The 26,344-nt window shown below is 65.5% G+C and carries 26 protein-coding genes and 2 tRNA genes; 18 read left to right on the forward strand and 10 right to left on the reverse strand.

Translation table 11 applies throughout. The features are described 5' to 3' along the window. The first annotated feature begins 88 nt into the window (after window positions 1–88). The 6 genes from ABB27_RS01180 (at window position 89) to purD (ending at window position 5,614) form a co-directional block, all read left to right on the forward strand. Entirely contained in the window at window positions 89–877 is a 789-nt protein-coding gene (locus ABB27_RS01180; RefSeq protein ID WP_244479099.1) for a DUF3426 domain-containing protein, read from the forward strand. A gap of 99 nt (window positions 878–976) precedes the next feature. Then, window positions 977–1,249, forward strand: a complete 273-nt coding sequence (gene fis / locus ABB27_RS01185; protein WP_057626401.1) for a DNA-binding transcriptional regulator Fis — start codon at window positions 977–979, stop codon at window positions 1,247–1,249. Window positions 1,250–1,462: 213 nt separating this feature from the next. Beyond that, window positions 1,463–3,046 (forward strand): bifunctional phosphoribosylaminoimidazolecarboxamide formyltransferase/IMP cyclohydrolase, encoded by a 1,584-nt coding sequence (gene purH, locus ABB27_RS01190; RefSeq protein ID WP_057626402.1) that lies wholly within the window; start codon window positions 1,463–1,465, stop codon window positions 3,044–3,046. A 22-nt stretch (window positions 3,047–3,068) separates the two neighbouring features. Continuing rightward, the gene (locus ABB27_RS01195) at window positions 3,069–3,896 is read left to right on the forward strand and encodes a hypothetical protein (RefSeq protein WP_057626403.1); all 828 of its coding nucleotides are present in this window, start codon (window positions 3,069–3,071) and stop codon (window positions 3,894–3,896) included. After that, a complete protein-coding gene (locus tag ABB27_RS01200; protein ID WP_057626404.1) occupies window positions 3,896–4,306 on the forward strand; it encodes a hypothetical protein in 411 nt (136 codons plus the stop codon). The genes ABB27_RS01195 and ABB27_RS01200 overlap by 1 nt, the downstream gene beginning before the upstream one ends. Window positions 4,307–4,327: 21 nt before the next feature. Continuing rightward, on the forward strand, window positions 4,328–5,614 hold the full coding sequence (gene purD, locus ABB27_RS01205) for a phosphoribosylamine--glycine ligase (protein ID WP_057626405.1): 1,287 nt from the start codon (window positions 4,328–4,330) through the stop codon (window positions 5,612–5,614). A 247-nt stretch (window positions 5,615–5,861) separates the two neighbouring features. On the opposite strand, the gene ABB27_RS01210 is transcribed toward purD, so the two are convergent. Continuing rightward, window positions 5,862–6,857 (reverse strand): aldo/keto reductase, encoded by a 996-nt coding sequence (locus ABB27_RS01210; protein ID WP_057626406.1) that lies wholly within the window; start codon window positions 6,855–6,857, stop codon window positions 5,862–5,864. Window positions 6,858–6,939: 82 nt separating this feature from the next. Between ABB27_RS01210 and ABB27_RS01215 the strand changes: the two genes are divergently transcribed. Both ABB27_RS01215 and yccS read left to right on the forward strand, forming a co-directional pair. After that, on the forward strand, window positions 6,940–7,860 hold the full coding sequence (locus tag ABB27_RS01215) for a LysR family transcriptional regulator (protein WP_057626407.1): 921 nt from the start codon (window positions 6,940–6,942) through the stop codon (window positions 7,858–7,860). A gap of 90 nt (window positions 7,861–7,950) precedes the next feature. Continuing rightward, window positions 7,951–10,146 carry a YccS family putative transporter gene (gene yccS, locus ABB27_RS01220; protein ID WP_057626408.1) on the forward strand — a complete coding sequence of 732 codons (2,196 nt, stop codon included), beginning with the start codon at window positions 7,951–7,953 and terminating at the stop codon, window positions 10,144–10,146. A 236-nt stretch (window positions 10,147–10,382) separates the two neighbouring features. Here yccS and ABB27_RS01225 read toward each other — a convergent pair whose 3' ends face one another. After that, window positions 10,383–11,582 (reverse strand): MFS transporter, encoded by a 1,200-nt coding sequence (locus ABB27_RS01225; RefSeq protein ID WP_425477459.1) that lies wholly within the window; start codon window positions 11,580–11,582, stop codon window positions 10,383–10,385. Window positions 11,583–11,690: 108 nt separating this feature from the next. On the opposite strand from ABB27_RS01225, the gene ABB27_RS01230 reads away from it, so the two are divergent. The 5 genes from ABB27_RS01230 (at window position 11,691) to ABB27_RS01250 (ending at window position 15,733) form a co-directional block, all read left to right on the forward strand. After that, window positions 11,691–12,563 (forward strand): LysR family transcriptional regulator, encoded by an 873-nt coding sequence (locus ABB27_RS01230; protein ID WP_057626410.1) that lies wholly within the window; start codon window positions 11,691–11,693, stop codon window positions 12,561–12,563. Between the two features lie 82 nt (window positions 12,564–12,645). Continuing rightward, window positions 12,646–14,535: an MFS transporter gene (locus ABB27_RS01235; RefSeq protein ID WP_057626411.1), complete on the forward strand. Its 1,890-nt coding sequence runs from the start codon at window positions 12,646–12,648 to the stop codon at window positions 14,533–14,535. Between the two features lie 97 nt (window positions 14,536–14,632). Further along, window positions 14,633–14,965 carry a hypothetical protein gene (locus ABB27_RS01240; protein ID WP_057626412.1) on the forward strand — a complete coding sequence of 111 codons (333 nt, stop codon included), beginning with the start codon at window positions 14,633–14,635 and terminating at the stop codon, window positions 14,963–14,965. Between the two features lie 21 nt (window positions 14,966–14,986). Further along, window positions 14,987–15,268, forward strand: coding sequence for a CD225/dispanin family protein (locus ABB27_RS01245; RefSeq protein ID WP_057626413.1), 282 nt, complete (start codon window positions 14,987–14,989; stop codon window positions 15,266–15,268). A 48-nt stretch (window positions 15,269–15,316) separates the two neighbouring features. Continuing rightward, window positions 15,317–15,733: a DUF2752 domain-containing protein gene (locus ABB27_RS01250; protein ID WP_057626414.1), complete on the forward strand. Its 417-nt coding sequence runs from the start codon at window positions 15,317–15,319 to the stop codon at window positions 15,731–15,733. Window positions 15,734–15,917: 184 nt separating this feature from the next. Here ABB27_RS01250 and ampE read toward each other — a convergent pair whose 3' ends face one another. The 5 genes from ampE to ABB27_RS01275 form a co-directional block, all read right to left on the reverse strand. Then, on the reverse strand, window positions 15,918–16,802 hold the full coding sequence (gene ampE / locus ABB27_RS01255) for a regulatory signaling modulator protein AmpE (RefSeq protein ID WP_057626415.1): 885 nt from the start codon (window positions 16,800–16,802) through the stop codon (window positions 15,918–15,920). 73 nt (window positions 16,803–16,875) lie between these two features. Next, window positions 16,876–17,781 (reverse strand): NAD(+) diphosphatase, encoded by a 906-nt coding sequence (nudC, locus tag ABB27_RS01260; RefSeq protein WP_057626416.1) that lies wholly within the window; start codon window positions 17,779–17,781, stop codon window positions 16,876–16,878. Window positions 17,782–17,880: 99 nt separating this feature from the next. Continuing rightward, window positions 17,881–18,267 carry an iron-sulfur cluster insertion protein ErpA gene (erpA, locus tag ABB27_RS01265; RefSeq protein WP_057626417.1) on the reverse strand — a complete coding sequence of 129 codons (387 nt, stop codon included), beginning with the start codon at window positions 18,265–18,267 and terminating at the stop codon, window positions 17,881–17,883. 32 nt (window positions 18,268–18,299) lie between these two features. After that, entirely contained in the window at window positions 18,300–18,734 is a 435-nt protein-coding gene (locus ABB27_RS01270) for a bactofilin family protein (RefSeq protein ID WP_057626418.1), read from the reverse strand. 2 nt (window positions 18,735–18,736) lie between these two features. Continuing rightward, on the reverse strand, window positions 18,737–19,477 hold the full coding sequence (locus ABB27_RS01275; RefSeq protein WP_057626419.1) for a DUF6776 family protein: 741 nt from the start codon (window positions 19,475–19,477) through the stop codon (window positions 18,737–18,739). Between the two features lie 166 nt (window positions 19,478–19,643). Here ABB27_RS01275 and ABB27_RS01280 point away from each other — a divergent pair, with 166 nt between their 5' ends. The 3 genes from ABB27_RS01280 to ABB27_RS01290 all read left to right on the forward strand — a co-directional run bounded on the left by ABB27_RS01280 (window position 19,644) and on the right by ABB27_RS01290 (window position 24,546). Next, complete coding sequence (locus ABB27_RS01280) at window positions 19,644–20,285, forward strand: DUF4126 domain-containing protein (protein WP_057626420.1); 642 nt, start codon at window positions 19,644–19,646, stop codon at window positions 20,283–20,285. A 14-nt stretch (window positions 20,286–20,299) separates the two neighbouring features. Continuing rightward, window positions 20,300–22,120, forward strand: a complete 1,821-nt coding sequence (locus tag ABB27_RS01285; protein ID WP_057626421.1) for an EAL domain-containing protein — start codon at window positions 20,300–20,302, stop codon at window positions 22,118–22,120. A gap of 71 nt (window positions 22,121–22,191) precedes the next feature. Beyond that, window positions 22,192–24,546 carry a hybrid sensor histidine kinase/response regulator gene (locus ABB27_RS01290; protein WP_083491085.1) on the forward strand — a complete coding sequence of 785 codons (2,355 nt, stop codon included), beginning with the start codon at window positions 22,192–22,194 and terminating at the stop codon, window positions 24,544–24,546. Window positions 24,547–24,562: 16 nt separating this feature from the next. Here the strand turns inward: ABB27_RS01290 and bfr are convergent, their stop codons facing one another. From bfr to ABB27_RS01305, 3 genes are all read right to left on the reverse strand, one after another. After that, window positions 24,563–25,033: a bacterioferritin gene (bfr, locus tag ABB27_RS01295; protein ID WP_057626423.1), complete on the reverse strand. Its 471-nt coding sequence runs from the start codon at window positions 25,031–25,033 to the stop codon at window positions 24,563–24,565. Window positions 25,034–25,146: 113 nt separating this feature from the next. Continuing rightward, a complete protein-coding gene (locus ABB27_RS01300) occupies window positions 25,147–25,347 on the reverse strand; it encodes a (2Fe-2S)-binding protein (protein ID WP_057626424.1) in 201 nt (66 codons plus the stop codon). An 80-nt stretch (window positions 25,348–25,427) separates the two neighbouring features. Next, entirely contained in the window at window positions 25,428–26,039 is a 612-nt protein-coding gene (locus tag ABB27_RS01305; protein ID WP_057626425.1) for an RNA pyrophosphohydrolase, read from the reverse strand. Window positions 26,040–26,157: 118 nt separating this feature from the next. Between ABB27_RS01305 and ABB27_RS01310 the strand changes: the two genes are divergently transcribed. Together ABB27_RS01310 and ABB27_RS01315 are read left to right on the forward strand one after the other, a co-directional pair. After that, window positions 26,158–26,234 (forward strand) — tRNA-Met (locus ABB27_RS01310). A gap of 26 nt (window positions 26,235–26,260) precedes the next feature. Further along, window positions 26,261–26,335 (forward strand) — tRNA-Gln (locus tag ABB27_RS01315). Window positions 26,336–26,344 lie beyond the last annotated feature (9 nt).

Below are 26,344 nucleotides of genomic sequence, written 5' to 3' on the forward strand. Positions count from 1 at the left end.
TTGAGTTGTAGTAGTTGTGTGTGTTTTACTCTTAGTGGTCAGCGGACCACCGGAGCTTAAAAACGGCATATCGGCGGCAGCGTCAAATGTGGATAAGAGACCCTTCCTGCAAGGTCCGGCCACACCCGCCCCGCCTGCTGCGCCGGAAAGCGCAGCGGACACGATGGTGGCCGCAGACGCACAGGCAACACTCGCACTGGATCTGCCTGCACCGGTCGATTCGCCCGACGTGACTGCGGCCAGCGGGGAAGCACCGGTAGCAGTGCCACGTGAACCTGTCAGTTCTGCTGACACCGTCAGCAGCGCCGAGCTCATGGAGGACGCTGCGTCGTCCGTAGAAGAGGCAGCGCCGGCCGTGGCCGCGCCCAGCTTTGCCCGCGCCAGCACCAGGCCAGCCGCAGTCCCCACCGATACGCCGCGTTGGCAATGGGGCGTGGTGCTGGCCCTGGCGCTGCTGCTAGGCCTGCAGATCATCCTCTCCGACCGCGCCAGACTGGCCGCCGATGCCGGCACCCGGCCGCTGGTCAGCGCGCTGTGCACGGTGCTGCGCTGCACATTGCCGCCGTGGCATGAGCCCAGCGCGTTCAGCATGCTCAGCCGCGATATCCGCCCGGTGCCCGGGCAGGCCGGCGCACTGCAGGTGCAAGCCAGCTTCCGCAATGACGCACGTTGGGCGCAGGCTTGGCCGGCGCTGCGGCTGTCGCTGTCCGATGCCGATGGCCGGGTGATCGGCCGGCGCACCCTGCAGGCGGCCGAATACCTGGGCGCAGGCGCCGACCCACAGGCGCGGCTGGAGCCCGGACAAAGCGCGCAGGTGTCATTCCGGCTGCGCGAACCGGCCGCCGCCACCGTCGCCTTCAGCTTTGAATTTCAGTAACCACGGGCCAATGGCGTGGCAGGCCGGCGGCCCACGCGCTAGACTCCCTCCCCCACGCCGGGCCAACTGAGCCCGACTTTGCTGAATCCGGGAATTTCCTTGAACGCTGCCCCCACCCGTCCTGACACCAGTCGTGGCGCTCCGAAGCCGCCGCTTCGCGAACACGTTGCCCAGTCCGTTCGGCGCTACCTGCGCGACCTGGATGGCTGTGACGCGGACGACGTGTACGAGATCGTGCTGCGCGAGATGGAAATCCCCTTGTTCGTGGAAGTGCTGAATCACTGCGAGGGCAACCAGAGCCGCGCCGCCGCGCTGCTGGGCATCCACCGCGCCACCCTGCGCAAGAAGCTGAAGGAATACGGGCTGGCCTAAGCCCCCGCATTCCTGGCCTTGGTAGTGCCGAGCCATGCTCGGCAGAAGCATTACCGGTGATTCCTGCCGTCGTGCATTGCGGGCAAAGCCCCTTGCATTGCCTGTAAAGCCCTTGCCGAGCATGGCTCGGCATTACAGGAGCAGTTCTGTCCGGCCACGGATGTGACCGCGCGGCTACAATACGGGCCCGCTTCCGCTTCCCCCTGCCTCCCCATGTCTTCTGATCTGCTGCCCGTACGCCGGGCTCTGCTGTCCGTTTCCGACAAGACCGGCCTGATCGATCTGGCCCGTGCCCTGGCTGCCCGCAACGTCGAGCTGCTGTCCACCGGCGGCACCGCCAAGGCGATCCGCGAGGCCGGCCTGCCGGTCAAGGACGTGTCCGATGTCACCGGCTTCCCGGAGATGATGGACGGCCGGGTCAAGACCCTGCACCCGATGGTCCACGGCGGCCTGCTCGGCCGTGCTGGCACCGATGACGCGGTGATGGCCGAACACGGCATCGCCCCGATCGACCTGCTGGTACTGAACCTGTATCCGTTCGAGTCGGTCACCGCCCAGGCCGATTGCAGCCTGGCCGATGCCGTGGAAAACATCGACATCGGCGGCCCGGCGATGCTGCGCAGCGCGGCCAAGAATTTCGCCCGCGTCGCCGTGGCCACCAGCCCGGATCAATACGATGCGCTGCTGGCCGAGCTGGCCAACAACGACGGTCAGCTGTCGGCGGCCAAGCGCTTTGAACTGTCGGTGGCCGCGTTCAACCGCGTCGCCCAGTACGACGCGGCAATCAGCAATTATCTGTCGGCCGTCACCGACACCAGCGCTGCGGTACCGGTGCGCAATGAATACCCGGCGCAGATGAATTCCTCTTTCATCAAGGTCATGGACCTGCGCTACGGCGAAAACCCGCACCAGAGCGGCGTGTTCTACCGTGACCTGTACCCGGTGCCGGGCACCCTGGCCACCTTCGTGCAGCTGCAGGGCAAGGAACTGAGCTACAACAACCTGGCCGATGCCGATGCCGCATGGGAATGCGTGCGCCAGTTCGATGTGCCGGCCTGCGTCATCGTCAAGCACGCCAATCCCTGCGGTGTAGCCGTGGCTGCCGATGTCGGCGCCGCCTACGAAATGGCTTACAACACCGATCCGACCAGCGCCTTCGGCGGCATCCTCGCCTTCAACCGCACGCTGGACGCGGCCACCGCCAAGGCCATCCTCGACCGCCAGTTTGTCGAAGTGCTGATCGCCCCGGACTACGAACCGGCCGCGCTGGAATACGCCACCAAGAAGGCCAACGTGCGCGTACTGCGTATCCCGGCTGGCGATGCCCGCAACAACTACGACACCAAGCGCATTGGTTCGGGCCTGCTGATCCAGAGCGCCGACAACCGCGGCATGAGCGCTGACGAACTGAAGACCATCACCCAGCGCGCGCCGACGGCGGCTGAAACCCGCGACCTGCTGTTCGCCTGGCGCGTGGCCAAGTACGTCAAGTCCAACGCGATTGTCTACGCCAAGGACGAGCGCACCATTGGCGTTGGCGCCGGCCAGATGAGCCGCGTCTACTCGGCACGCATCGCTGGCATCAAGGCCGCCGATGCCGGCCTGGTGGTGCCCGGTTCGGTGATGGCATCGGACGCTTTCTTCCCGTTCCGTGATGGCCTGGATGCGGCCGCCGAAGCCGGCATCACCGCGGTGATCCAGCCGGGTGGTTCGATGCGCGACAACGAAGTGATCGCCGCCGCCGACGAACATGGCATCGCCATGGTGTTCACCGGCGTGCGCCACTTCCGTCACTGATTCCATCACCGAGAGCTGGCACATGGCGACCAGGGTTTTCCCGCGTTTGATTTCCCTGCTCGCCGTCGCCCTGCTGGCTTCGTGCCAGCAGGGCACGCCCGCACAGGACGATGCTCCAGCAGCAAAGCCGAAACTCAGCTACGAGGCCGGGGTGATGGCCGTACTGCAGGAACGCTATGGCAGCAGCGTGCAGCTGCAGGGGCAATGGACGCAGCAACTGAGTGATGCCGATCTGGGTCAGGCACGTCCGGTCCATCGCGATATCTGCGCCGACCAGAGCATCACCGTACAGAACGGCAGCTATCGCATGCTGGCGGTCTGCACTGCCTACGACAACGCCAGTCCGATTGAACTGGGCAGCACCGATTTCATCGTCCTGCAGCGCGCCGCCGATGACGGCGTCAGCGTTGCTGCCGAACTGCTCGGCCAGGGCAGCGGCACCGGCGGCAAGCCGGGCAGCGTCACCGCGTTGCAGATGGGCGCCAACGCCTGGGCCTTCCAGGTCGACGATGAGCTGGTGGTGGTCGGCGCCTTGATGCGCAACCGCGCCTGGTATCTGTTCGACGGCGACAAGACCCTGTCGAGCGCGGGCTGGCTGCGCAGCCATCTGGATGATCACAACGCCATTGACTGCAATGCGTCCGGCAACTGTTCGCACGGCCGTCTGGACCTGAACTTCGACGCCGTTCCCGATGACAGCCAACCGCAGCTGGCGTACTGGCCGCTGCGCGTGCAGGAGAAGGGCCGCGGCTGCGCTGGCGCGGTCAACAAGAGCCACAGCATCGACTACGACACGGCGCAGCTGCGCTATCCGATTCCTTCGACCATGCAGATTGAGGGGTGCAACTGATGCGCAAGATGATCCTCGCAGTAACCGCCGGTCTTTGCGCCGTTCTGCTTGCCGGTTGTGGGAAGGACTCGCCTGGCGATGCCCAGCAGACCGCGTTGACCGCCCTCGGCAAGCAGCTTCCCAAGCCTTACCGCGATGGCCTGATCACCGATTCGGCGCACCGCCAAGGTGCTGACATCGTACTGGTGGTGCGCTTCCCCGATGCCACCGTGGAGATGGCCAAGGCAAAGCCCGATGTGTTCGCGGCATTGCGCCGCGATGAGAACCAGGCCATCGCCGAACTGTGCACGGATCCAGCCTTGCGGCCGGTCTATGCCGCCGGTGGCGGCGTGCAGCGCCGCTTCGTGGATGCCAATGGCGCGCTGTTCTTCGAAGCCACGCTGAAAGCCTCCGATTGCACTACCCATTGATGCCCCACAGGAACTGACCTCATGAAAATCCTCGTCATCGGCTCTGGTGGCCGCGAACACGCGCTGGCCTGGAAGTTGGCGCAATCGCCGCGCGTAAGCGAAGTGATCGTTGCCCCCGGCAATGCTGGCAGCGCCACTGAAGGCAAATGCCGCAACGCCGCGGTCAAGGTCAACGATATCGATGGCCTGCTGAAGCTGGCACAGGACGAGGCCGTGGGCCTGACCGTGGTTGGCCCGGAAGTGCCACTGGTGCTCGGCGTGGTCGATCGCTTCCGCGACGCCGGCCTGCGCATCTTCGGGCCGACCGCTGCCGCTGCGCAGCTGGAAGGCAGCAAGGCCTTCGCCAAGGATTTCCTGGCCCGCCACGGCATTCCCACCGCGTACTACGCCGTGCACACCGAGGTTGATGCCGCACTGGCCTACCTACATGAGAAGGGTGCGCCGATCGTCATCAAGGCCGACGGCCTTGCGGCCGGCAAGGGCGTGATCGTGGCGATGACAATGGAAGAAGCCGAGGCAGCCGTGCACGACATGCTCAGCGGCAACGCCTTTGGCGATGCCGGCGCGCGCGTGGTGATCGAGGAATTCCTCGAGGGCGAGGAAGCCAGTTTCATTTCGATGGTCGATGGCCGCATCGCACTGCCGATGGCCACCAGCCAGGACCACAAGCGCGTGGGCGATGGTGACACCGGCCCGAATACTGGCGGCATGGGCGCCTACTCGCCGGCACCGGTGGTAACCCCGGAAGTCCATGCACGGGTGATGCGCGAGGTAGTGGAGCCGACCGTGGCCGGCATGATTGCCGACGGCGTGCCGTTCACCGGCTTCCTGTATGCAGGCCTGATGATCGATGCCGATGGCGCACCGAAGGTGATCGAATTCAACGTGCGTTTCGGCGACCCTGAAACCCAACCGGTGATGCTGCGCCTGCAGTCGGATCTGGTGGATCTGGTCGAAGCTGCCATTGATGGCGCGCTGGCCGGTGTGGACGCGCAATGGGATCCGCGCCCGTCGTTGGGTGTTGTGCTGGCTGCCAAGCCCTACCCGGAAACGCCGATCACCGGTGATGTGATCAGCGGGTTGGGCGAGGTGCCCGCCAGTGCCAAGGTATTCCATGCCGGCACCGCGCTGGACGCCGACGGCAACGTGGTCAGCGCCGGCGGCCGCGTGCTGTGCGTTGCGGCATTGGGCGACAGCGTGGGCGATGCCCAGAAGCACGCCTATGCAGGCGTGGCCAGGATCCACTGGGCCAACGAGTTCCACCGCAACGACATCGGCTGGCGCGCGATCGCGCGTGAGCAGCAGTAAGCTCTAGTGCCGAGCCATGCTCGGCAGGGGCTCTACCGGTAATGCCGCAGAAGCTACCCCTCCCCAACCCTCCCCTGCACTTCGTGCAAGGGAGGGAGCGTAGTGCCGAGCCATGCTCGACAGAAGCTCTACTGGTAATGTTCCAGCGTAGTGCCGAGCCATGCTCGGCAGAGGCTCTACCGGTAAAGCCTCAGCCGAGCATGGCTCGGCTCTACATTTGCAGGTCCCCGCCGAGCATCGCCCGGATTTAGCGATGCACGCTGCCAATGCTCGCCGCCGGGTAACGCAGGCCTGCCGCCGCATCTACCGGGAACACCGCGTCAATCCGCGCCAGATCCTGCGCACTCAGCACCACATCCAGCGCGCCCAGATTTTCCTCCAGGTAGGCCAAACGCTTGGTACCCGGGATCGGTACCAGGTCATCGCCCTGTGCCAACACCCATGCCAGCGCCAGCTGACCCGGGCTGACGCCCTTGTCGGCGGCAATCGCATTGACCTGCTCCACCAGCGCCAGATTGCGGGCGAAATTCTCACCCTGAAAGCGCGGCGAATGGCGGCGGTAATCACCGTCTTCGAAGTCTGCCGGGCTGCGGATCGCACCGGTCAAAAAACCACGTCCCAACGGCGAATACGGCACGAAGCCGATGCCCAACTCACGCACCGTCGCCAGTACATCGTTCTGCTCAGGCTCGCGTGACCACAGCGAATACTCGGTCTGCAGCGCGGTGATCGGGTGCACGGCATGTGCGCGACGGATGGTCTGCGGCGCGGCCTCGGACAGGCCCAGATAACGCACCTTGCCCTGCTCGACCAGCCGCGCCATCGCCCCGACGGTGTCCTCGATCGGCACCTGCGGATCAACGCGGTGCTGGTAGTACAGATCAATATGATCCACGCCCAGCCGCTGCAGGCTGGCCTCGCAGGCCGCCTGCACATACTCCGGGCGGCCATCGACGCCACGCGCCTGCGCATCGCTGGCATCCAGCCGCACGCCGAACTTGGTCGCCAGGAATACCTGCCCGCGACGATCGGCAATCGCCTTGCCCACCAGCACCTCGTTGGTATGCGGGCCGTACATGTCGGCGGTATCCAACAGCGTCACGCCACGCTCCAGCGCGCGGTGGATCACCGCAATCGAGGCGGCGTCATCGCCACGGCCACCGTAGAACGCGCTCATGCCCATGCAGCCCAGGCCCAACGCGGAAACAACCGGGCCAACACGGCCAAGCACTCGGGTTTTCATTGGCAACTCCAGCTCAGGAACGGGGAGAGCCACTGTAGGCGCTCGCCACTATGCTGATAAAGGCGGATACTCCGCACTGACAATGAAGCCTGACTTCACAGTAGAACCATCCCTGCTGCCGGCCCTGGCCGCATTTGCCTGCGTGGCACGGCATGCCAGCTTCCGCCATGCCGCCATCGAACTGGCGGTGTCGCCATCGGCGTTGTCGCAGACCATCCGCAACCTGGAGCGCCGCCTGGGCACCCGCCTGCTGCAACGGACCACGCGCCGGGTGGGCCTGACCGAAGCCGGCCAGCGCCTGCTGCAGGACACCGCGCCGGCCCTGGCCCGCATCGGCGAGGCCCTGTACGCGGTGGAAGCCAACCGCGACGTGGCCACCGGCCAACTGCGCATCACCGCGCCGCGCTTTGCCATCGAATACCTGCTGCTGCCGCACCTGCCCGCCTTCCATGCCGCCTACCCGCAGGTGGAAGTGGAACTGTCGATGCAGGCGGCCATGGTCGATGTGGTCGGCGAAGGCTTTGATGCCGGCATCCGCCTGGGAGAGTCGCTGGCCGATGGCATGATCGCGCTGCCGCTGGGGCCGCCGCTGCGCTGGACCGTGGTGGCGGCGCCAAGCTATCTGCAACAGCACGGCACCCCGCAGACACCTGAAGCGCTGATCGGCCATGCCTGCATCCGCCACCGCAACAGCAATGGCCGGGTCATGCCCTGGGAGTTCAGCCGCGACGGCCGCGACTTCACCCTGGATGTCAGTGGGCCGCTGCTGCTCAACGACAGCACCCTGGCACTGCAGGCCGCGCGCGAAGGTGTCGGCCTGCTGCAGGTGTTCGAGGCCATCGCCCGTGCCGACCTCGCGGCCGGCCGCCTGCACAGCCTGCTCGATGATTGGCAGCCACCGTTTGCCGGCTTCCACCTGTACTACCCCTCGCGCGAACAACTGGCCCCAAAGCTGCGCGTCTTCCTCGATTTCATGCGGGCCGCCAACGCGCCCGCGACATGAGCGCTGGCTTCCGGACGTGTCGCGCTTGCCTGCATGGCGACGGCACCGCAAGCTGATAGCCCACTGCCTCCGCGAGCACCCGATTCCGGCATGCGCCGCCTCGACCGTCACCTGGGCCAACTCTGGGCCCACGAAAAAGCCAGCTACGGGCTGCGCGTGTTCATCGCGCTCACTGCCGCCATTGCCTATGGCTGGTACGACGGTCATATCGAAGCCATCCCCGGCCTGTTCCTGGGCATCATCGCCAGCGCCATCGCCGAGACCGATGACAACTGGTGGGGGCGCACCAAATCGGTGCTGCTGTCGCTGCTGTGTTTTGCCGCCGCCGCGGCCGCGGTCATCGTGCTGTTCCCGCACCCACTGCCGTTCATCGCCAGCCTGGCCCTGGCCGCGTTCGGCCTGACCCTGCTCGGCGCATTGGGCGAACGCTACGCCTCCATCGGCCAGGCCACGGTGACGCTGGCGATCTACGCGATGATCGCGCTGGACCAGCACCACAACGTCAGCCAGCAGCAGGCCCTGCGCGAAGTGGTGCCGCTGCTGGTCGGCGCGGCCTGGTACGGACTGTTGTCGATCCTGTGGACGGCGATGTTCGCCAACCGCCCGGTGCGCGAGCGGCTGGCGCGGCTGTTCTTCGAACTCGGCCACTACCTGCAGCTCAAGGCCGATCTGTTCGAGCCGGTGCGGCAAGGTGATCTGGAAGCGCGGCGGTTGGCCCTGGCCGAGCAGAACGTGCGCGTGGTGCAGGCCCTGAACATCGCCAAGACCGCCATCCTCAGCCGCTTCGGCCGCTCCGGCCGGCCCGGCGTGCAATCCGGCCTGTACTTCCGTCTGTATTACATGGCGCAGGATTTCCACGAGCGCGCCAGCTCCTCGCACTACCCCTACGAGGCCTTGGCCGACGCCTTCTTCCACAGCGACGTGCTGTACCGCTGCCGGCGCCTGCTGTCCCTGCAGGGCAAGGCCTGCCAGAGCCTGGGCCAGGCCATCCGGCTGCGCCAACCCTTCGACTATGGCGAGCGCACCCGCATCGCCGGCCAGGACCTGCAGTCCTCGCTGCAGTACCTGCGCGAACAGCGCAATCCGCAGTGGACGCGCCTGCTGGGCTCACTGCAGCTGCTGGCCGCCAACCTGACCAACATCGAGCGGCAGCTGTCCGAAGCCGCGCTGGCCGATACACCGATGGAAGGCATCGACACCCGCCTGCGCGATTCCTCACCGCACACCCTGCGCGAGATGGGCACACGCCTGCGCCAGGCGTTGACGCCTGGCTCGCTGCTGTTCCGGCACGGCGTACGCATCGCGCTGGCGCTGATTGCCGGCTATGTACTGCTGAAGCTGGTTCACCCGGAAAACGGCTACTGGATCCTGCTGACCATCGTCTTCGTCTGCCGGCCCAACTTCGGTGCAACCCGCCTGCGGCTGGTGCAGCGTATCGCCGGCACCCTGCTGGGCCTGGGCGTGACCTGGGCGCTGATGCAGCTATTCCCCGGCACCGGCCTGCAATTGCTGCTGGCGTTGGTGGCGGCGCTGCTGTTCTTCATTACCCGCACCGACCGCTACCTGTTAGCCACTGCCGCGATCACGGTGATGGCCTTGCTGTGCTTCAACCTGATTGGCAATGGTTTCGTGCTGATCTGGCCGCGCTTCCTGGATACATTGATCGGCTGCGCCATCGCCGCCACCGCTTCGCTGCTGATCCTGCCGGACTGGGAAGGCCGGCGCCTGCACAGGGTGATGGCGCAGGTGATTGCCACCAGCACCGCCTATCTTGATGCCGTGCTCGGGCAATACCGCAGCGGCATGCGTGACGACCTGCCCTACCGCATCGCCCGTCGTGACATGCACAACGCCGACGTGGCGCTGTCGGTGGCCTTGTCGAACATGCTGCGTGAGCCCGGCTATGCGCGCGGCAATCTGGATGCGGGCTTTCGTTTCCTAGGCTTGTCGAACACCTTGCTGGGCTATCTGTCAGCCTTGGGCGCACACCGCGCACAGGCCGATGCGGTCAATGAAGATGCCCTGGTCGCCAGCGGCCAGGGCCAGCTGCAGAAGTCCTTGGCGGCATTGGCCGATGCCTTGAGCAAGCGCCAGGCTGCGCAGCCGCAGGAAGATGAGATCGCCCTGGCCGATGCGCTGGAGCAGATGCCCGATGAGATTGATGACAAGTCGCGCCTGGTGCGCACCCAGCTGACATTGATGCTGCGCTTGCTGCCAAAGCTGCGGGCTGCTGCGGAAGAGGCGACCTTGCCGGCTTCGGTTGGAGCCGCAGCAACAGCGCGTTGAGCTGTTGCTGGGTGGATTGGGCTTTTGGCTTTGGCTTTGGCTTCGGCTAGTGCTCTTCTCCTCTCCCCTTGCGGGAGAGGATGCCGAAGGCAGGAGAGGGGAGGCGGCGAAGCCGCTTGGCTCACGCAGCCTCAGATTGCATACGTATCGACCGCGCACTGTCGCCAGCTTCGCGGCTTACGCCGCTCCTACAAACACAGGATCAGCTTCAACTGATGGGTTGCGAGCTTCGCGGCTCACGCCGCTCCCACAGGCTTGCCCGCCTGCTTGCGGACCGGCAGGAAATACACCAGCAGGCTGATCAGCGCCAATACGCCCCCCAGCATGCAGACACCGTTCCAGCCGTAGCGCGTCCAGGCCATCGTGCTGGCGACCGAGCCGCTGGCGCCGCCAATGAAATAGCAGGTCATATAGGCCGAGGTGATGCGGCTGCGCGCACTTTCATCGAGCTGATAGATCACGCTCTGGTTGTTGATGTGTACCGCCTGCACCGCGATGTCCAGCAACACCACGCCCACGATCAGCACAGCCAGCGACACCGGTGCGAAGGCCAGCAGTACCCACGACAGCAGCATCATCAGCAGGCCACCTATCGCCACCGCGCGGCCATGGCCGCGATCAGTCAGCTTGCCGCCGCTGCTGGCGGCCAAGGCGCCGGCCGCGCCGATCAGACCAAACAAGCCAATCGTGGCAATCGAGTAACCGTAGCCCGGGCCCGACAACAAAAACGCCAACGGCGTCCAGAACACGCTGAAGCCTGCGAACGACAACGCACCCAGCAGCGAACGCTGGCGCAGCACCGGCTCCTCACGCAGCAACACCAGCACCGAGCCGATCAGCCGCGGGTACGACATGCGGGCACTGGGCTGATGCGCTGGCAACAGGCGCGCCAGCACCACCGCCAATACCAGCAGCGCCACGCAGGCCACCCAATAGATGGTGTGCCAGGAACCCAGCCCGGCCAGCAGGCCGGAGGCCGTGCGCGCCAGCAGGATGCCCAGCAGCAGGCCGGCCATGACGGTGCCGACCACCCGGCCGCGATGCTCTGGCGCGGCCAGACCCGCCGCATGCGCCAGGATCACCTGCGCCGCAACCGCACACAGGCCGGACAGCGCCGTGCCCACCAGCAGCTGCGTGAAGTGGGTGGCGCTGGCACAGATCGCCAAACCCACCGCCGCCAGCACGAACAGGCCAACGATCAGGCGGCGGCGTTCCAGCCGGTCGCCCAGCGGAACGATCAGCAGCAGGCCGGCGGCATAGGACAACTGCGCCACCGTCACCACCCAGCCGGCCTGCTCGGCACCGATCTGGAACGCATCGGCCAAGATCTGCAGCAGCGGCTGGGCGTAATAGTTGCCGGCCACGATCACGCCGGTGGCCGCCGCCAACAGCAGGACCAGCGCCTGGCTCAAGGGGCGATGGAGGGAAGAGGACACAGGGGTATTCATGGGCAGGCCTGGAGGGGTACGGCGCTCAGTCTGGGCCGCTGCCATCAATGACACAAATGTATTGTTTTCATCCCATCCATCTGTTTCAGTGATGACATGTTCACATTGCGCCAGCTCGAATTTGCCGTCGCCGTTGCCGAGGAAGGCGGCTTCACGGCCGCCGCGGCGCGCTGCCACACCGTGCAGTCGGCACTCAGCCACCAGATCGCCCGGCTCGAAGAAGCCTTTGGCTCGCGCCTGTTCGAGCGCAGCCACCGGCGGGTACGGCCCACCGCCGCCGGCGAGGTATTCCTGCACAACGCCAGGCTTACCCTGCAGGCCGCCGCGCGCCTGCAGGAAGAGATGGCACTGACCCTGGGCACAGTGCGCGGGCGCATCAACATCGGCCAGATCACCTCGCTCAACGTGGTCGACGTGCCTGCCCTGCTGGCCGCCTTCCGCGCGGCCCATCCGGCCGTGGAGGTCCATCTGAAGGTCGGCATGAGCGACGTGCTGCTGGCCGAGCTGGAGGACGGCCGGCTCGATGTGGCGCTGGTCGGCGTCGGCCCGCAGATCAGCCTGCCGCCCCAGCACCGGCTGCTGCACGAGGAAGGCCTGTCGCTGGTGATGCCCATCGAGCACCCGCTCAGCCAACAGCGCACGATCCCGCTAAAGGCCTTGCAGGGCCTGCCGTTGGCGGCATTGGTGCCCGGTGCCGGTGTGCGGCGCATGCTCGATGACGCCCTGCGCGAGCGCGGCATCCAGGCGCAGCTGCAATACGAGGTTACCCACAGCGAACTGCAGCAGCAGCTGGTCGCTGCCGGCCTGGCCGTGGCGGTGGTTCCCGACAGCATGGCCGCACGGATGCAGCGCACGGTGGTGCGGCCGCTGCTCGAGGACTTCCGTTTCCGCACCTGTGCGGTTTGGCGGGCTGATCCCACCCCGGCAGCACGCGCCTTGTTGGGGCTGCTGCCCGCAAACCAGGCCTGAGGGGCATCTGCAATACAGCCGCGGCTTGATCAATAGCGACATGCGGTTCTGCTAATGTGCCGCGCAGCACCGAGGAGACACGATGTCCGGCCACAATCAGTTTGCCCTGCTCAGGCAGCGCCGCTTCCTGCCCTTCTTCATCGTCCAGGCGCTGGGCGCGTTCAACGACAACATCTACCGCCAGGCAATCATCGGGCTGCTGTTCTACCTGGGCGTCAGCAGCGAAGAACGCACGCTGTACACCAACCTGGCGCCGGCCCTGTTCATCCTGCCCTACTTCCTGTTCTCCGCCCTGGCCGGGCAGATCGCCGAGAAACTGGAGAAGCAGAAGCTCATCGTGATCACCACCACCATGGAGATCGTGGTGATGTCGCTGGCCGCCGTGGGCTTCCTCACCCAGAACATGCCGGTCCTGCTGATCGCACTGTTCTGCACCGGCCTGCAGTCCACCTTGTTCGGCCCGGTCAAATACTCGGTGCTGCCGTCCATCCTCAAGCCTGAGGAACTGACCGGCGGCAATGGTCTGGTGGAAATGGGCACTTCCATTTCCATCCTCACCGGCATGATCGCCGGCGGCATGATCTTCGCCCTGGCCGGTGCCTACGGCCCGATCGTGGCCGCTGTCGCCATCATCTCGCTGGCCCTGATCGGCAACTTCACCGCCCGCATGATTCCGCGCGTGGATGCCGGTGCGCCGGAGCTGAAGATCAACTGGAACCCGATCAGCGAATCGCTGGTGGTGCTGCGCCTGGCCAAGAAGCAGAAGGCCGTGCGCAACGCGATCCTGGGCGTGTCGTGGTTCTGGTTTTTCGGCACCGTGCTCACCTCGCAGCTACCCACCTATGCGGTGGTCAATCTGGGCGGTGACGAGGTCCTGTACATCTTCGCGCTGGCGTTGTTCTCGCTCGGCACCGGGGTAGGCTCGCTGCTATGCGAAAAGCTGTCCGGGCGCATCGTCGAGATCGGTCTGGTGCCGTTGGGCGCGTTCGGCATGAGCGCGTTCCTGCTGGATCTGTATTTCGCGCGTACCGGCGCAGTTACAGTCGCTGGGCTGGATGTTGCTGGTTTCGTCCAGCAAGCCGGCAGCTGGCGCATCATCATCGACCTGCTCGGCATCGGCCTGTTCACCGGCTTCTTCGTGGTGCCGCTGTTTGCACTGATCCAGAGCCGTACGCCGAAGTCGGAGATGTCGCGCGTGTTCGCCGCGCTCAACATCCAGAACTCGGGCTTCATCGTATTGGCGGCGGTGCTCGGCCTGCTCACCCAGAGCCTGCTCAAGTGGAGCATCCCGCAACTGTTCCTGGCACTGGCCATCGCCAATATCGTGGTCGCGGTCTACATCTTCAGCATCGTGCCCGAGTTCCTGATGCGCTTCCTCAGCTGGGTGATGGTGCGCTCGCTGTACCGGCTGCGGGTCAAGGGCGTGGAGGCCAATGTGCCCGACGAAGGTGCCGCGCTGATCGTCTGCAACCACGTCAGCTACATGGACGCACTGATCCTGTCGGCGGTGATCCCGCGCCCGGCCCGCTTCGTCATGTATTACAAGATCTTCAACATCCCGGTGATGCGCTGGATCTTCAAGACCGCCAAGACCATCCCCATTGCCAGCCCCAAGGAAGACGCCGCGCTGATGCAGCGGGCCTTCGATGAGGTGGATGCGGCGCTGGCCGCAGGCGAGCTGGTGTGCATTTTCCCCGAGGGTGCCTTGACCAAGGACGGGCAGATCGCCGCCTTCAAGTCCGGGGTGGAGAAGATCCTGGCGCGGCGGCCGGTGCCGGTGGTGCCAATGGCGCTGAAGGGCATGTGGTCCAGCATGTGGAGCCGGCGCGACACCCGGCTGGGGCGCATGCGGGTGCCGCGGCGCTTCCGCGCCCATATCGAGGTAGTCGCCGGGCCGCCGGTGGACGGGGCCAGCACCGATGCCGCCCAGCTGGAAATCCTGGTGCGCAAGCTGCGCGGGGACGAGGCCTGAGTAGGAAAGACCACTTTCCAGAAATAGGACAAGTGGCTAGGCTAACGCCCAATGTGTCTGCCGGGGAACGCAGCACAGCTCAGGAGCAAGGGGATATATGGACAGCACCACGCCATCACTGCCAGCGGTACCGCCCGCGCCGCCAACCGCGCCGCAGCAGGTACATCACTACTATCACCCGCAAAAATCCGGCGGGATAGCCGCGCTGCTGGAAGTGTTGCCGGGGTTTTTCCAGGTTTTCGGTATTGGTCATCTGTACGCGGGCAATGTCGCCACCGGCCTGATCATCATGTTCGGCTACTGGGCGCTGTCGTTCGTCAACTTTCTGCTGTGCTTTGTCTTCATCGGTTTCATCACGTGGCCTCTATGCTGGGTTGCCACAATGATCATCTCGTCGCTGACTGCGGCGAATGCCTGCAAGTCGCGCTGATTTTTCAACAAGGAGTTTTACGTGAATACAAGCAGTCCCGCCGTATCCAACAACCTCGTCTGGGCGATCCTGTCCACCCTGTTCTGCTGCCTGCCGCTGGGCATCGTCTCCATCATCAACGCCGCCAAGGTCAACGGCCTGCTGGCTGCTGGCGATATCGCCGGCGCCCGTGACGCCGCCGACAAGGCCAAGAAGTGGGCCATCTATGCGGCTGGTGCAGGTATCGTCGTCAGCATCGTGTACATCGTGCTGGTGATGGTGCTCGGCGTCGGCGGCGCGATGAGCGGCGCTTCGAGCTACTGATGAAACCGACGGGTCGGCCGGCTCCGGCCGGCCCGTTGCTGTCCTGACATGCAGTTCCCGCAACACCTGCTGCGTTACATGCCCCTGGCCGCGATTGCCGGTATCAGCGTGGGCGCGGTAGCGGTACTGAGCCGCATCGACCCGAATGTTCCGGGCAACCCGCTCCCCCCCTGCCCCTTCTATGCCTTGACCGGCCTGTGGTGCCCGGGCTGCGGCAGCACCCGTTGCCTGCATGCGCTGGTGCACCTGGACCTGCCCCAGGCAATGGCGATGAATCCGCTGCTGATCGTATCGATCGTGCCGATGCTGGTGATGGCCTTGCATGGCGCCGGGCTGTGGCCGGCAAAGCTGGGCTGGCTGGTACGGCTGTTCGCACGGCCGATCCCGTGGCTGGTGCTGATCGTTTCCTATTGGCTGCTGCGCAACCTGCCCTGGTACCCGTTCAACCTGCTCGCGCCGGGCTGAAAACCGCCGGATTGGTATAGCCCGGCCAAGCGCAGTGCATCCGCTACAGTTCGCGTAGCCCGGGTAAGCGCAGCGCACCCGGGGGCACCGGCCAACAGCCAACAGCCTCAAATCCAACCAGACTCCTGCTTCCCGGGTGCGCTGCGCTTACCCGGGCTACGGCCGCTACTTATCGGCGCTCGGCTCAGCCTACCCAGCCGGCGATCACCAGCAACGCCAGCAGCGCCATCCACAGCAGCAGCGTACGCCAGACCAGGCTCATCGCGTCGCGCAGTTCCGGATAGCGCTCGTCCACCGGTACCTGCCCGGCCAAGCGCGCCTCTTCTGCTTCTTCGACCAGTTCGGCACCGACGCTGGCACGCGCGGCCTCGGCCAGAAAGCCAAGCTGCAGCGCCCAGCGGTTGCCCGCGGCGCGGCGCCAGGCCGAAAACACCGTATCGAAATTGCCCACCAACGCCATCGACAGCGTCATCAGCTGCGCCACCGGCCACTCCAGCACCGCCAGCAGCCAATCACCCGCCCGCCGCTCCTCACTGGACAACAGCGCCGATTGCGCGCCCTGCGAGGACTGCGCCAACAACCGGTACAGCAGCACACCCAGCGGGCCCAGCAGCAGGAACCAGAACAGCGGCGCAAACCAGCGCCGCAATGCATTGAGCACGGTCGCCTCGACCAGGCCGGGCGCATCCTCACGCAGGCTGCCGCCGGCCGACTGCAGTTTGGACACCGCCAACGCGGCAGCCGCAGCGTCCTCGGCATCGATCACCGCTTCAACATCGCGGTCGAGGTCACGCGGGCCCCAGCACAAGGCCAGCACGATGATGCCGAACAACAGTGACGGCAGGCCGAACAAGCGCCCGTCCAGCGCCCATTGCAGCAGGCCCATCAGCACTACGCAGGGTGCGATCGCCAGCAGTACCGCATAGCGGCCAGCCGACTCGCCGAGCTGCGCGCGCAGCCAGCCCAGGTAGCGCCCGAACCAGCGCCAGTCGCGCAGGCTGGCCAGCAGCGAGGGCGCCAAATGGCCAAGTACCAACGCTGCAATTACCGCTACCAAGGTCGTGAACATACGGCTCCTCCGGCCTGCGATTGTAGGCCCTGGCGGGCCTTGTCCGGCCGCCCCTGCAACTGCCAGCCCGCCCTCATGGGCGCTGGCTCTGGTACCAATGCTCGATCAAGGTGCGTGCAATCGACAGCCGTTGCGGCAGCAGGATGCCCTGCCCGTCGTCGTCGCTGTCGCGCTGCAGGGCTGCCCCCACCTCCTCGACGCTGAACCAGCGCGCGTCCTCAAGTTCGCCGTCCACGGTCGGCACGTCGTCGTGCGCGCTGGCACGGAAACCGACCATCAACGCGCCGGGGAACGGCCACGGCTGGGTGCCCTGGTAATGCGCCTGGATCACCCGCACCCGTGCCTCCTCGAATACCTCACGGGCCACGGTCTGTTCGAAGGTTTCACCGGGTTCGACAAAACCGGCCAGCACCGAATAGCGGCGTGCTATCCAGTTGCTCTGCCGTCCCAGCAGCAGCCGGCCACTGTTTTCAACAGCGACGATGACCGCGGGGTCGACACGCGGGTAATGCTCGGTGCGGCACTGGTCGCAATGGCCAATGAAACCGGAACGGCCGAAACGCACCGCCGAACCACAGACCCCGCAAAACCGGTTGCGCGAATGCCAATACGACATGCCGCGCGCATAGCAGAACACGTCGACCACCTCGGCCGGCCAGTTCACCGCTGCCTGGCGCAGGTCCATGCGCTGCGGTGCCTGCACGGTCAACGTTGCCGCCTCGGCGACGAACCAGGCCCGGCCCTCACGCAGCCCAAGAAAGATCGCCACGCCCGGGCCACCGCCCAGCTCGCCACCACTGAACAGCGCCGGCCGCCCTTGATCATCGGCGAACGCGGTGCCATCGGCATCGAGTACAAGCACCTGAGCATTGGGCCACAAGGCCGCCAGCGCATCGGCGTCACCGCGCACGCCATCGGCACGGTCCAGCGGCGCGCCAACAAAGGCGTGCCCTGCAAAACGGGATTCAGAATTCAGCATCCGCCAGAGCCTGACGACAAAGCGCCGCCATCGCAAGCGTGGCTGGCCGCAAGCGGGTCGCCATCCCAAGCGTGCCCGGCCGCAAGCGGCCGGTACGACTTACATCGAGAAGCTGCTGCCGCAGCCGCAGGTGGTGCGGGCGTTGGGGTTGCGGATCACGAACTGGGCCCCGGTCAGGCTTTCGCTGTAATCCACCTCGGCGCCCATCAGGTACTGCAGGCTCAGCGGGTCGACCAGCAGGGTGACGCCTTCGGTGATCACCGCCAGATCGTCCTCGGCACGGTTTTCATCAAACTCAAAACCGTACTGGAAGCCGGAACAGCCGCCGCCCTGGATGTATACACGCAGGGCGAGCGCGTCATTGCCCTCGTCCTGGATCAGCTCACGCACCTTGGCCGCAGCCGCCGGGGTGAAATTCAGCGGGCGGTCCAGGGACTGGTAATCAGGCGCCGGCTGAACGCCGGGCAGGGAAACTAGGGTGCTCATGGTGCTCAGGATGGGGGCGGCAAGCCCCTGTTTCAAGCTGCAGCGGCTTCAGCTTTCTTGGACTTCTCGGTGGTCTTGGCATCCGGTGCCGGCAGTGCGGCCATCGCGGCGGTATGCAGCAGGCGGCCATTGAGCTGGGCACCGGCGCTCATTTCGACCACGGTGTAATGCACATTGCCGGTAACACGGGCACTGGGGGTCAGCTCGATGCGTTCACTGGCGTGCACGTCACCTTCCATGCTGCCACTGAGCACCACCACGGCGGCGCGCACTTCGCCCTCGATCCGGCCATGCTCGGCCAGGGTCAGCATTGCCTTGGCGCCCTCCTCGGCCACCACTTTGCCGATGATCCGGCCTTCCACGTACAGGCTGCCGCTGAACACCACGTCGCCGCGGATTTCCACCTGCGAGCCAATCAGTGCGTCTACGGCCATGTCGCCGTCATGCTTGGACTTGCTTTTGAACATGTTTATTCCCCTCTGCCGTTGCCGGCGAGTTTCCAATCGAATGTCTGGTTGGAGCTCCCCCCGGGTCCGGAGAGGGAGACTCGCACACGTTGCGGCGTGAAATCCCGGGGCAGCATCACGCTACCGTCCAGTTGTTGAAAATAACGGAAGGAATAATCCTGCCCCGGCGCGCCTTTGCGCTGATGTAGGTCGTCCCAGCTGACTGTTGTCAGCTTTCCGTCCTTCACCCCCTCAACCGAGAACCGCAGCTGGCCCTGGCTGATCGCGCCGCGATTCAGGTTCTGGGTCAGCACCACGCTGTAATGCCAGGTGCCCGCCGCTTCCGGGGAAAACTCCACCGAATGAGCGTTCAGGCCCTTGCGCTGGCTGGTGGAGCCGACCAGCCGTTCATAGAAGGCCACGTCCGCACGCAGGCCGGCGATCTCTTCGTCGCGCTCGGCCAGCGAGGCCTGCACTTCGTTGTTGGCGGCGCGGCTGATCTTGTCCGAGGCCTCCAGCGTGGCCTGGCGTTGGCGCAGCTCATCGAGCTGGCTGCGTTGCTGGTCGACCAGGGCCTCGCTCTGGCGCAGTTTCTCGCGCAGGCCGCCGGCATCGGGCGAGGCGTAACGCGCCGCCAGCCAGCCAACCAGCAGCAGCGACAACAGCCAGGCCGCGGCCAGTACGGCAATGGGCACCCAGCCCGGGCGCACGCTTGCCGTGCCGCGCGGGGTGATCTGGAAACGTGAAGAAGGTCGGTGGGTCATGGCAGGCTCCGGTGGCCCCGCAGGGCGGCACGTGCGCTCCGTCTGAAACGACGGGCCAGTGTAAACGACAGTCCTGTACACGCGCTTGCGGGTAGATGGCTGGCAATCACCGCAGCCATGCTCGATAGTTGCGATCCTGCTCACAGTACTCCGGCCGACTCTCCCCATGACCGAAGCCCATGTATTCGTCATCGGCATCTTGCTGGCCTGGCTGGCCGGCATCCGTGTCTACCTGACCGTGTTCGGTGTCGGCATGGCCGGGCTGATGGGCTGGGTGGACCTGCCCCCGGCACTGCAGGCCACCGAGTCCTGGTGGGTGCTGGGCACCTCCGGTGCGCTGGCCGTGGCCGAGTTCTTTGCCGACAAGATCCCCGGCGTGGATTCGATCTGGGACCTGTTGCAGACCCTGGCCCGGGTCCCGGCCGGCGCCTTTCTCGCCGCTGCCACGCTCTCGCCCAATGGCGAACTCAGCACCGGGGTATTGGCTGCCGGCGCCGGCATCGCACTGACCAGCCATGGCCTCAAGGCCGGCACCCGCGCCCTGCTCAATACCTCACCGGAACCGGCCAGCAACTGGGTGGCCTCGTTTGCCGAAGACAGTGTGGTGATCGGAGCCCTGGCATTGGCCTTTGCCCATCCCTGGCTGGCATTGATCTTCGTGATCAGCGCCAGCGTCATCGGCGCCCTGGTTGTCTGGCTGGTATGGCGCACGCTGTGGCGCGGACTCAAGCGCATGTTCGCCAGCGCTGACACGCCAGCATCGGCAACCTCAACGCCCGGCGACCACTCGCTGCCGCCCGCCCCCTGAACCATAATCACCTGATGGCCAGCACCGACACACTCACCGCATCTGCCCGCCCGCTACGCGCGGAAACTCCTCCTGCCGATTACTCGCAGCGCTGGAGCGTGCGCAATGCGCCGCCCACAGAAGCGGTGCAGGCACAGCTCAAGACCGGCCAGGACAGCGGCGCGGCGGCGCTGGCCAGTGATGTCGGCGATGACACCCCATACCGGGTGCTGATCGTCGAGGACAACCGCTCACAGGCGCTGTTCGCGCAGAGCGTGCTGCATGGCGCCGGTATGCAGGCCTTCGTGCAGATGGACGTGGAAGGCGTGCAACAGGCGATCAGCGAACACCGCCCCGACCTGATTCTGATGGACCTGCACATGCCCGGGCTGGACGGCATGCGCTTGACCGCGATGATCCGCCAGCAGCCGCACCAGCAGCTGCTGCCGATCGTCTTCCTCACCGGCGAAGCCGACCCGGACCGCCAGTTCGAGGTGCTCGACTGCGGTGCCGACGACGTGCTGGTCAAGCCGATCCGCCCGCGCCACCTGGTCGCCGCCGTTGCCAACCGCATCCGCCGCAACCGCATGCAGCCGCTGGGCAAGGTCGACCCCGGCCCGCTGTTGAACAACCCCGAGACCGGCCTGCCAACCCGCCACAACGTGATGCAGCAGTTGCAGGCGGCCATCGCCGAGCAGCAATCGGCCGGCCTGCTGTTCATCGAGATCGCCAGCGCGCTGGGCCTGCGTGAGCGCTATGGCTACGCCAGCTACGAGCGCTTGATGGTGCAGGCCGGGCAGCGCCTGGCCGAAAACCTGCGCCCGCATCTGTTGGCCCGGCTCAATGACAACAGCTTCCTGCTGCTCAGCCGCGGCATGGATGCAGCCGATGTGCCGGCGCTTGCACAGCGGGTGCGCGAAGGCCTGTCGGCGCAGCCGTTTGCGCCACGCGAGGACGAATCGGTGTTGCTGCGCTGCGTGGTCGGCCATGCCCACCTGTCGCAGGACCTCAACGATGCCGATGCCGCGCTGGAAGCGGTGGAGCGCACTGCCCTGCAGGCGCGGCTGAGCACCGCCGGCGTTTCCGCCTATGAAAGCAGCAACGTTGCCGTCAACAACGAACATCTGGCCCTGCTGGATGGCCAGATCGAACTGGCCTACCAGCCCATCGTCGCCGTCGCCGGTGGCGATACCGCCCAGTACCAGGTGCTGCTGCGTCTGCGCCAGAGCAATGGCACCCTGCTTTCCGCCGGCCAAGTGATTCCCGCCGCCGAGGCCGCCGGTCGCATCGCCGACCTTGACCAGCAGGTGGTCGAACACGCGCTGGGGCTGCTGCACCTGTACCAGTTCGCGCAGCCGCCGATGCGCCTGTTCCTTTCCCAGTCGATGCGCAGCCTGGCGCGCAGCGCCTATGCCGAATGGCTGCTCAATGCGTTGCAGGAACGCCAGGTGGCCGGCAACGGTCTGGTCATCGACGTCCGTCTATCCGATGCGCTGGTGCATGCGGTGAGCCTGCAGCAGTTCTGCGCGCAGCTGATGCCGGCCGGCGTGCAGTTCTGCCTGAGCCAGTTTGAACCCAGCGCCGAGGCCAATGCACTGCTCACCCAGTTGCCGCTGAGCTTCGTCCGCATGGCCGCACGCTACGCCGAAAGCCACACCAATCAGAAGCTGCGCGACGAACTGCGCGGCGCGATCGATCTGGCCCACCGCGCCAACCTGCAGATCATCGGCCAGCAGATCGAAGACCCGCAGGCCGCCGCGGCCATGTGGATGGGCGGCATCGATTTCATCCAGGGCAACGTGGTGCAACGCGCAGGTAGCGAGCTCAACTTCGACTTCCAGAACGCGGTGCTGTGAGCACGCCTACATCGACGGCTTCGCGCGCCTGGGCGCTGCTTGCAGCCGGCAGCGCCGCAGCTGCGGGCGCGATGGCATTTGTGCCGGCGGCACCTGCGTTTGCGGCGACTGCCTGCGCGGCCGTGGCGACGATCGCGGCGTTGCTGGCCGCCATCTGCGCCAACCGGCAGCTGCGCCAGATCCACGCAATGCAGTTGCGGATCGAGGAAGCGCAACTGGAAAACAAGCGCCTGCAGGTTGCGGCGCAGGACCACAGCACGCTGGAACAAGCCCTGCTGCAGGCCAAGCAGGCAGCCGAAGCCGCCACCCTGGCCAAGGGCGAATTCCTGGCCACGATGAGCCACGAAATCCGCACACCGTTGAACGGCATCCTGCCGATGCTGGAGCTGGTTGCACAGGGTCCGCTGAGCCTGGAACAGCGCAACATGCTGGACACGGCCACCGACAGTTCGCGACAGCTGTTCCGCATCGTCGACGACATCCTTGATTACTCCAAGCTGGAAGCGAGTCGGCTGGAGTTGGAAATCACCACCTTCAACCTTCGCGAAACCCTGGAGGGCATGCTGCGGCTGATGCAGCGCGCCGCCGAGCACAAAGGCCTGCGGCTGTCACTGCAGATCGACCCGGCGGTACGCCTGTCGGTGCGCGGCGACCCGGTGCGGCTACGCCAGGTGCTGGGCAACCTGCTGGTCAACGCGATCAAGTTCACCGAACTGGGCGAGATCAGCATCCACGTCAAACGCCTGGGCGAAACCGCTGCCCAGCACCGCCTGCGTTTCGAAGTCCGCGACACCGGCATCGGCCTGGACGCCAGCCAGGCGCAGCGCCTGTTCAATGCCTTCACCCAGGCTGACGCCTCCACCACCCGCCTGTACGGCGGCACCGGCCTGGGCCTGGCCATCTGCAAGCGCATCGTCGACCTGATGCAGGGCAGTATCGGCGTGCAATCCGAACCGCTGCGCGGCTCGATCTTCTGGTTCGAGATTCCGCTGCTGAAAGTGATCGGCGACCTGCACCAGCCCGAGCACCTGCGCAACGTCCGCCAGGTGCTGGTAGTCACCCCCGAGCCACGGCTGCGCCAGCGGCTGCAGCTGGTGCTGCCCAACTGGGGCTATCAGCCGGTGATCGCCAACAACCTGCAGGAGGCGCTGGAGCGCCTGCGCCAGCCCACCGTCTCCGGCATCTTCCATGCACTGATCGGCGACCTGGAGCCGCTGCGCAACAGCGCACCGGCGCTGCAGCGCGCAATCGAGCGCATGGAGGACAACCGCCCGCGCGTGCTGTGGCTGTACGGTGATGCGCCGATAGCCGATGCATTGCGCGATGGCGCCACCCTGCTGCCGCGGCAGCTGCCCGACACCCAGCTACGCAACGCCCTGGCCGAACCGCTGCAGCTCACGCCGAGCCCGGACCCTGCCTTGCAGCTGTGGAAGGACAGTGAGATCGCCGCGCCGCTGCAGACAAGCCGGTCCACGGCCGCCATCAGCACCACGCCTGCGCCTGCGGCCCCGGCCAAGACTGCAGTCAGCGCTGCTGCGGCAGCACCTGCGGCGGCCCGCCCGGCCACGGCGGTCGCCGACCTGGCCGGCATGCAGGTACTGCTGGTCGAGGACAACTCGGTCAACCTGATGGTCGCGCAGAAGCTGCTCAAGATATTGGGCGCCGACGTCGACACCGCCGAGAACGGCGCTATCGCCATCGACAAGATGCACGGCAAGCGCTACGACGCAGTGCTGATGGATTGCCAGATGCCGGTACTGGACGGCTTTGCCGCCACCGGTCGCTGGCGTGAACATGAAGCCAGCAGTGGCGCGCAAACGCGCCTGCCGATCATCGCCATTACCGCCAATGCGATGGCTGGCGACCGCCAGCGCTGCCTGGACAGCGGCATGGACGAGTATCTGTCCAAGCCCATCTCACGCCCACAACTCCTGTCCTGCCTGCTGGCCTTCAAGCCAGCATCCACTGCAACTACCGATCTGGTTACCAGCATGCCCACCGCCGACCTCTCCGCCAATGCACTGGCTGCCGCCTCCACCGCACATACCGATGGCATCACCGCCTCGGTGCTGGAGCGCAGTGTGCTGGACGAACTGTTTGAAATTGCCGGTGAGGAAATCAACGCCATCATCGACGTGTTCCTGGAAGAAACCCCGCAGCTGGTGAGAGACCTGCAGGAAGCGGCGGTAATGCCCGACCTGCTGCGGCTGGGGCAGCTGGCGCACAGCCTCAAATCCTCCAGCGCCAATGTCGGCGTATTGGCCCTGTCCGAAGCCGCACGCCGGCTTGAGCACGGCGCACGCACCGGCACACTGGAGCGGCCAACGGTGATGGTGGCCTTGATCGTGGCCGAGTTCGGCCGTGCACGGCTGGCGCTGACCGACTATCAAGCCAGTCAGCGCGGGCAGGCCCCGGCCGCGTACTGATCGCGCTGCTGCGCGATCAGTCTTCCAGCTTGGTGAGCAGGTAGTTCGGCTCGCCGATGCGCGCGATCAGATCGAGCTGGGTTTCCAGCCAATCGATGTGCTCTTCCTCCGAGTCGAGGATCTTCACGAACAGCTCGCGGCTGACGTAATCGCTGGTCGATTCGGCATAGGCCACGGCGTCGCGCAGCACGGCCGCCGCTTCGCTCTCCAGCGCCAGATCGCACTTGAGGATTTCAGTGGGGTTTTCGCCGATGCGCAGCTTGCCCAGCGCCTGGAAGTTGGGCAGGCCTTCAAGGAACAGAATGCGATCGGAAAGCACATCGGCGTGCTTCATCTCGTCGATCGATTCCTTGTATTCGTGTTCGGCCAGCTCGTTCAAGCCCCAGTTCTTCAGCATCTTGGCGTGCAGGAAGTACTGGTTGATGGCGGTCAGCTCGTTGTAGAGGACCTTGTTGAGAAATTCGATGACCTTGGCGTCGCCTTTCATGGCGCTGACTCCGACTATTGGAACCAGCGCACTTTACCGTTTGCCGGCAGACAATGAAGGAACGCGAATCGTGATCATTAGCCAGCGCTGTTGGCGCTGGCGGCAGGGCCGGCTCAGGCCGCCCGCAGCAAGGGCAGGGGCAGCTCGCGGCTGGCGCGCGCCTGCTCCAGCAGGCCGGCGGCCATGTCCAGGCAGGACCCGCAATTGGAACCGCAACCGGTACGCATGGTCAGCTCGGACACGCTGTCGCAGCCGGCAAGCGCGGCTTCACGGATCTGGTGATCGGTAACTCCAGTGCAGATGCAAACGTACACGGCTTGACGCCCCTGAACCCGGCACGTATCGGCCGTGTCAGCATTCAATCGCAAATGCGAATGGTTGTCAATTTCGGACGTTAATCATTATTAATCTTCTTGCCGCGCCAGACCCCAGGCCGGCGTGGACGCTTGCGGGGGCGCTCATGGCCGGCACTGCTGCCAGGCATCCACGCCTCCTGTGCGGCCGCTGGCATCGCCTGCACGCCCTGCCCGGCAATACCCCGCGCCAACGGCGCCAGATGGCGCAGCGCGCGGGCATAGACGCCACGCTTGAAGATCACTACATGTTCCACCGGGTACCAGAAGTCCACCCAGCGCCAGTGATCGAACTCCGGCGTATCGGTTTCATCCAGACGCACATGCGCCTCGTCACCGGTCAGGCGCAGCAGGAACCAGACCTGCTTCTGGCCGATGCAGACCTGTTTTTCGGTGTGCCGGATGGCCCGGGTAGGCAGCCGGTAGCGAAGCCAACCGGGGGTCGCCCCCAGGACTTCAACATGTTCAGGCAGCAGGCCGGTTTCTTCCTGCAATTCGCGATACATGGCCTCGACCGGGGTTTCGTCGGTATTCATGCCACCCTGCGGGAACTGCCAGCCATCCCGGCGCACACGTCGTGCCCAGAACACCTGCCCGTCTTCCCGCATCAGCACAATGCCGACGTTCGGTCGATAGCCGTCCGGATCGATCACGATGCGGACTCCTAAAATTTCTACTGCCGACGACTCTGCCATGGCTGCTGTCATGCCACAAGCACAGAAAAACCTGTTGACAAAATGTTACGCCGCCACCAGAATTACCGGCTCCCAAGGCTATGTAGCTCAGCCGGTTAGAGCACAGCACTCATAATGCTGGGGTCGGTGGTTCGAGTCCACCCATAGCCACCAAGGGACGCAGGTTTGACCTGCACTACAGCCCCGTCGCCAAGCGGTAAGGCATCTGACTCTGACTCAGACATTCGGAGGTTCGAATCCTTCCGGGGCTGCCAGACACAAAA

Origin of the sequence: Stenotrophomonas terrae (genome assembly GCF_001431465.1) — a bacterium.
In the GTDB taxonomy this organism is placed as follows: Bacteria; Pseudomonadota; Gammaproteobacteria; order Xanthomonadales; family Xanthomonadaceae; genus Stenotrophomonas; species Stenotrophomonas terrae.

Bases quoted from the DNA above. Each gene is read 5' to 3' on its own strand.
- purH (WP_057626402.1), top strand. From the start codon at position 1,463: ATGTCTTCTGATCTGCTGCCCGTACGCCGGGCTCTGCTGTCCGTTTCC.
- ABB27_RS01195 (WP_057626403.1), top strand. From the start codon at position 3,069: ATGGCGACCAGGGTTTTCCCGCGTTTGATTTCCCTGCTCGCCGTCGCC.
- ABB27_RS01200 (WP_057626404.1), top strand. From the start codon at position 3,896: ATGCGCAAGATGATCCTCGCAGTAACCGCCGGTCTTTGCGCCGTTCTG.
- purD (WP_057626405.1), top strand. From the start codon at position 4,328: ATGAAAATCCTCGTCATCGGCTCTGGTGGCCGCGAACACGCGCTGGCC.
- ABB27_RS01210 (WP_057626406.1), bottom strand. From the start codon at position 6,857: ATGAAAACCCGAGTGCTTGGCCGTGTTGGCCCGGTTGTTTCCGCGTTG.
- ABB27_RS01215 (WP_057626407.1), top strand. From the start codon at position 6,940: ATGAAGCCTGACTTCACAGTAGAACCATCCCTGCTGCCGGCCCTGGCC.
- yccS (WP_057626408.1), top strand. From the start codon at position 7,951: ATGCGCCGCCTCGACCGTCACCTGGGCCAACTCTGGGCCCACGAAAAA.
- ABB27_RS01230 (WP_057626410.1), top strand. From the start codon at position 11,691: ATGTTCACATTGCGCCAGCTCGAATTTGCCGTCGCCGTTGCCGAGGAA.
- ABB27_RS01235 (WP_057626411.1), top strand. From the start codon at position 12,646: ATGTCCGGCCACAATCAGTTTGCCCTGCTCAGGCAGCGCCGCTTCCTG.
- ABB27_RS01240 (WP_057626412.1), top strand. From the start codon at position 14,633: ATGGACAGCACCACGCCATCACTGCCAGCGGTACCGCCCGCGCCGCCA.
- ABB27_RS01250 (WP_057626414.1), top strand. From the start codon at position 15,317: ATGCAGTTCCCGCAACACCTGCTGCGTTACATGCCCCTGGCCGCGATT.
- ampE (WP_057626415.1), bottom strand. From the start codon at position 16,802: ATGTTCACGACCTTGGTAGCGGTAATTGCAGCGTTGGTACTTGGCCAT.
- nudC (WP_057626416.1), bottom strand. From the start codon at position 17,781: ATGCTGAATTCTGAATCCCGTTTTGCAGGGCACGCCTTTGTTGGCGCG.
- erpA (WP_057626417.1), bottom strand. From the start codon at position 18,267: ATGAGCACCCTAGTTTCCCTGCCCGGCGTTCAGCCGGCGCCTGATTAC.
- ABB27_RS01270 (WP_057626418.1), bottom strand. From the start codon at position 18,734: ATGTTCAAAAGCAAGTCCAAGCATGACGGCGACATGGCCGTAGACGCA.
- ABB27_RS01275 (WP_057626419.1), bottom strand. From the start codon at position 19,477: ATGACCCACCGACCTTCTTCACGTTTCCAGATCACCCCGCGCGGCACG.
- ABB27_RS01280 (WP_057626420.1), top strand. From the start codon at position 19,644: ATGACCGAAGCCCATGTATTCGTCATCGGCATCTTGCTGGCCTGGCTG.
- ABB27_RS01285 (WP_057626421.1), top strand. From the start codon at position 20,300: ATGGCCAGCACCGACACACTCACCGCATCTGCCCGCCCGCTACGCGCG.
- ABB27_RS01290 (WP_083491085.1), top strand. From the start codon at position 22,192: ATGGCATTTGTGCCGGCGGCACCTGCGTTTGCGGCGACTGCCTGCGCG.
- bfr (WP_057626423.1), bottom strand. From the start codon at position 25,033: ATGAAAGGCGACGCCAAGGTCATCGAATTTCTCAACAAGGTCCTCTAC.